The 5,000-nt window shown below is 55.9% G+C and carries 1 protein-coding gene, 1 tRNA gene, 2 rRNA genes and 1 pseudogene; all 5 read right to left on the minus strand.

The window, feature by feature from the left end; all coding sequences use genetic code 11:
- Nucleotides 1-337 precede the first annotated feature (337 nt).
- Nucleotides 338-648, minus strand: a pseudogene (locus tag AB4Z43_RS33380) (type II toxin-antitoxin system RelE/ParE family toxin).
- A 3-nt stretch (nucleotides 649-651) separates the two neighbouring features.
- On the minus strand, nucleotides 652-918 hold the full coding sequence (locus AB4Z43_RS33385; protein WP_240564716.1) for a type II toxin-antitoxin system ParD family antitoxin: 267 nt from the start codon (nucleotides 916-918) through the stop codon (nucleotides 652-654).
- 659 nt (nucleotides 919-1,577) lie between these two features.
- A tRNA-Met gene (locus AB4Z43_RS33390) sits at nucleotides 1,578-1,651 on the minus strand.
- A 156-nt stretch (nucleotides 1,652-1,807) separates the two neighbouring features.
- Nucleotides 1,808-1,922, minus strand: a 5S ribosomal RNA gene (gene rrf, locus AB4Z43_RS33395).
- A gap of 203 nt (nucleotides 1,923-2,125) precedes the next feature.
- Nucleotides 2,126-4,925 (minus strand): 23S ribosomal RNA (locus AB4Z43_RS33400).
- Between the last annotated feature and the right edge of the window lie 75 nt (nucleotides 4,926-5,000).

Consider the following 5,000-nt stretch of genomic DNA (forward strand, 5'->3'; position numbering starts at 1 on the left):
TCGAGTGTCGCTCACGCGGCTCTCTTGAATTTCGCTGAGGGCAGTCTTAGAAGCAAACTTCTTCGTCGCCAGCGGCGCACCGCCCTCGTTCGTGAGGCGTATATAGTCGCCACCAATCCAAACTGTCAACACACCAAACCAAAGTTTTTTGGATTTCTCGTCGGCATATCCACAAGGCCGAAATTCGTGAGTTGGCTTGGCCGATGTGGGTGGCGCTCCGCCAGCGATCGGTGTTGCCGAGGCTCACCACTCCCTCGACGCGGGACACCCGCGTCGGCCTGAAAACCGGCTGTCCTGCCTGGTGGATTTCAATCGCCGCGCCAGCGTAGGCAACGCCTCAGAGCCGGTCTTCCAGCAATTCCGGCGTGATGTTCCGCCCAGCGTAAGAGATGCCCAGGATCAACACCCGTTCGCTCTCGACCGCGAAAGCGATGCTGACGGCGCGCCGATACCAACAATCCGCAGCCCGGGCATGATCTCGACCCGCTCCGCGCCGCGCTGTGGAAAAGTCGATAGACCCAGGCAATGGTCGCGGATGCCGACAACGAAATTCCAGGCAATCGCCGGCGACGCCCGCTCGGCTATGTCGTCATAGAGCTGTCCGAGCTCGGCTTCCGCCATGGGATGGAAGACAATCCGGTACTCCATCCCCTACTTGGCTTTCGCCAGCTTCGCGCGATGGCGCGCCTCCAGCCGGGAAAACACCGCATCGGCAGGAATCCCCTTGGCCGGATCCTGCTGGAGATCCGTCAGGCGCCCAGGGATTTCCTCGCGCAGCCATCTCTCCCGCTCCGCCTCGAAATCCTCGAGCATGCGCAGGCCGGCGCGGACGACCTCGCTGGCATTGTTGTAACGACCCGATTCGAGCTGCTTCCTGATGAAGCTCTCATAATGGTCGTTCAGGGCGTAGTTGGGCATGGCAACCTCTGGAAAGAATGTCCGGTCATAAGAAGATAGCAATAGATGTCACCTATTGCCAGAACTAGCCGATTCGGCGGTACTCTGCCTTTGATTCGGATTATTCCGCAGGGCTTGATTCGCCGATTCTGCACAACCGAGATATCGCCCCAGATCCGCTGACGCCGGCGCGATCGAGGAACCAGGCCCGCGATCGACAACTCCGACGATCCACTCTCCGTCATAAAAGCGAGCCGACGAGCACTGAGGCTGGCCGAGACAGTAGCCCCCGCCTGCTAAATTCACTTCGCATTTGGTTGCGGTCGCCGCTCCGATTCGGCTTTCGCTGTTCGCTTCGGTCGTTGCCGGGCGTTCTTCCATTGGGCTCGAATGCAAAACGGCCCGCTGGTTCGAGCCAGGCGGGCCGATTTTGGTTTGGTTTTGGGGAGAGGGATTTGGCTTATCTGTCGTGCGGCTTCGGTTTTGTCTGCTTGCGGGCCGCTGGGCGGGAGGCAGCCGTTGGCGACGTTGGCTCCAAACGCAAAACGGCCCGCTGGTTTGAGCCAGGCGGGCCGTTTATGATTTGGTTTTGGGGAGAGGCTTTGCGTTTCTGACCGGCGGCGTCGGCAAGGCCTCGTTGCGGACGGCTGATGAGGGTTAACTCGCCGGGCACCACGGCTAAACGGGGACAGGATTTGAACCTGTGACCTTCAGGTTATGAGCCTGACGAGCTACCGGGCTGCTCCACCCCGCGTCACCATTGGATGTAAGCGCAAGCCTACAAATAGGTAGATGGCTCACCAAATGAAAGGGCCGCTTRCGCGGCCCGTGGTCCCTTGGCGGGCCTTGTTCGTAGAGAGAAGATTTCACTGACATCCGATTGGATGTGAGTTCAACGTGCGTTTAGCAGACCTGGCAGCGACCTACTCTCCCGCGTCTTGAGACGAAGTACCATCAGCGCTGGAGCGTTTCACGGCCGAGTTCGGAATGGGATCGGGTGCAGCCGCTCCGCCATAACCACCAGGTCGGCAAAACGCACGTTGTTCGAGAAGCTGTTTTTTGTGCCTTGGACGTTCTTTGATCTTGGCGCCTTTCGAAGCGAAGCTTCGCAAGGTCGACCGACCGTCGGCGCTGATGCACCGCACCCACGTAGCGCCGCCCGCAGGGCGGAACAAGCGTGAGTGAGAACAAACCATCTGACCTTGTCAGATGRGCATAAGGAATGAGAACGATCAAGCCGATCGAACTATTAGTACCGGTAAGCTTCAAGCGTTGCCGCTCTTCCACACCCGGCCTATCAACGTGGTCGTCTTCCACGGTTCTCAGGGAATACTCGTTTTAAGGTGGGTTTCCCGCTTAGATGCCTTCAGCGGTTATCCCGTCCGGATATAGCTACCCTGCTATGCGGCTGGCGCCACAACAGGTCCACCAGAGATCCGTCCATCCCGGTCCTCTCGTACTAGGGACAGATCCTTTCAATATTCCTACACCCACGGCAGATAGGGACCGAACTGTCTCACGACGTTCTGAACCCAACTCACGTACCGCTTTAAATGGCGAACAGCCATACCCTTGGGACCTGCTCCAGCCCCAGGATGCGATGAGTCGACATCGAGGTGCCAAACAACCCCGTCGATATGGACTCTTGGGGGTCATCAGCCTGTTATCCCCGGCGTACCTTTTATCCGTTGAGCGATGGCCCTTCCACGCGGGACCACCGGATCACTATGACCGACTTTCGTCTCTGCTCGACTTGTCAGTCTCGCAGTCAGGCAGGCTTATGCCATTGCACTCAGCGAACGATTTCCGACCGTTCTGAGCCCACCATCGCGCGCCTCCGTTACTCTTTAGGAGGCGACCGCCCCAGTCAAACTACCCACCATACATTGTCCCGGACCCGGATAACGGGCCGCGGTTAGACATCCATAGTAATAAGGGTGGTATTTCAAGGGTGGCTCCACCTGAGCTGGCGCCCAGGTTTCAAAGCCTACCACCTATCCTACACATGCCACTACGAATGCCAATGTAAAGCTATAGTAAAGGTGCACGGGGTCTTTCCGTCTAACCGCAGGAACCCCGCATCTTCACGGGGAATTCAATTTCACTGAGTCTATGCTGGAGACAGCGGGGAAGTCGTTACGCCATTCGTGCAGGTCGGAACTTACCCGACAAGGAATTTCGCTACCTTAGGACCGTTATAGTTACGGCCGCCGTTTACTGGGGCTTCGATTCAGAGCTTGCACCCCTCCTCTTAACCTTCCAGCACCGGGCAGGCGTCAGACCCTATACGTCGTCTTGCGACTTCGCAGAGCCCTGTGTTTTTGATAAACAGTCGCTACCCCCTGGTCTGTGCCACCCTCCTCCACTTGCGTGGAAAAGGGTCACGCTTCTTCCGAAGTTACGCGTGCAATTTGCCGAGTTCCTTCAGCATAGTTCTCTCAAGCGCCTTGGTATACTCTACCAGACCACCAGTGTCGGTTTCGGGTACGGTTTATAAGGAGGAGCTATTTCCTGGAACCACGCAGCAGCCCGTTCAATCCGATAAGATTGGACTACCTCAATGATCCGTCACTACCTCCAAGCCCACGAATATTAACGTGGTTCCCATCGACTACGCGTTTCCGCCTCGTCTTAGGGGCCGGCTAACCCTGCTCAGATTAGCTTTAAGCAGGAACCCTTGGTCTTTCGGCGGGGGAGTCTCTCACTCCCCTTACGTTACTCATGTCAGCATTCGCACTTCTGATACCTCCACCACCCCTCACGGGTATGGCTTCATCAGCTTACAGAACGCTCCGCTACCGCTCGTGATTGCTCACGAACCCTAAGCTTCGGTGTATGGCTTTAGCCCCGTTACATTTTCGGCGCAAAGACCCTTATTTAGACCAGTGAGCTGTTACGCTTTCTTTAAATGATGGCTGCTTCTAAGCCAACATCCTGGTTGTTTTGGGATCCTCACATCCTTTCCCACTTAGCCATAACTTGGGGACCTTAGCTGTAGGTCAGGGTTGTTTCCCTTTTCACGACGGACGTTAGCACCCGCCGTGTGTCTGCCGACTAGTACTCCCAGGTATTCGGAGTTTGGTTAGGTTTGGTAATCCGGTGAGGACCCCTAGCCCATCCAGTGCTCTACCCCCTGGGGTATTCGGTCGACGCTCTACCTAAATAGATTTCGCGGAGAACCAGCTATTTCCGAGTTTGATTGGCCTTTCACCCCTAGCCACAAGTCATCCCGAACTATTGCAACAGTTATGGGTTCGGTCCTCCAGTAAGTGTTACCTTACCTTCAACCTGCTCATGGCTAGATCACTCGGTTTCGGGTCTAATGCGACGAACTGAACGCCCTGTTCAGACTCGCTTTCGCTGCGCCTACACCTAGCGGTTTAAGCTTGCTCGTCACACTAAGTCGCTGACCCATTATACAAAAGGTACGTGGTCACCCTTGCGGGCTCCCACTGTTTGTAGGCAATCGGTTTCAGGTACTCTTTCACTCCCCTTGTCGGGGTGCTTTTCACCTTTCCCTCACGGTACTAGTTCGCTATCGGTCATGCACGAGTACTTAGGCTTGGAGGGTGGTCCCCCCAATTTCAGACAGGATTTCACGTGTCCCGCCTTACTCGAGGACGATTGATTGCATTACGCGTACGGGGCTGTCACCCACTATGGCCCTACTTTCCAGAAGGTTCCGCTTGTCTCTCAATCGCCACTGGCCTGGTCCGGGTTCGCTCGCCACTACTTCCGGAGTCTCGGTTGATGTCCTTTCCTACGGGTACTTAGATGTTTCAGTTCCCCGCGTTCGCCACTTTACCCCTATGTATTCAGGGTAAGTTACCTATTATCGATACTTGGAAACCACAGCAGCAAGTCACCCTGCTGCTCTGATTTTCCAAGTACCTTAGGTGGGTTTCCCCATTCGGAAATCTACGGATCAAAGGGTATTCGCACCTCCCCGTAGCTTATCGCAGCGTATCACGTCCTTCATCGCCTGTGCATGCCAAGGCATCCACCAATTGCCCTTAAGACACTTGATCGTTCTCATTGCCAATGCCCATCCGCGCAATCCCGAAGGGATTGTCGCCTGGATCAAATCCTGTGCGGGATTTGAT

This window comes from Mesorhizobium sp. 2RAF45 (assembly GCF_052115225.1).
Taxonomy (GTDB): domain Bacteria; phylum Pseudomonadota; class Alphaproteobacteria; order Rhizobiales; family Rhizobiaceae; genus Mesorhizobium; species Mesorhizobium jarvisii.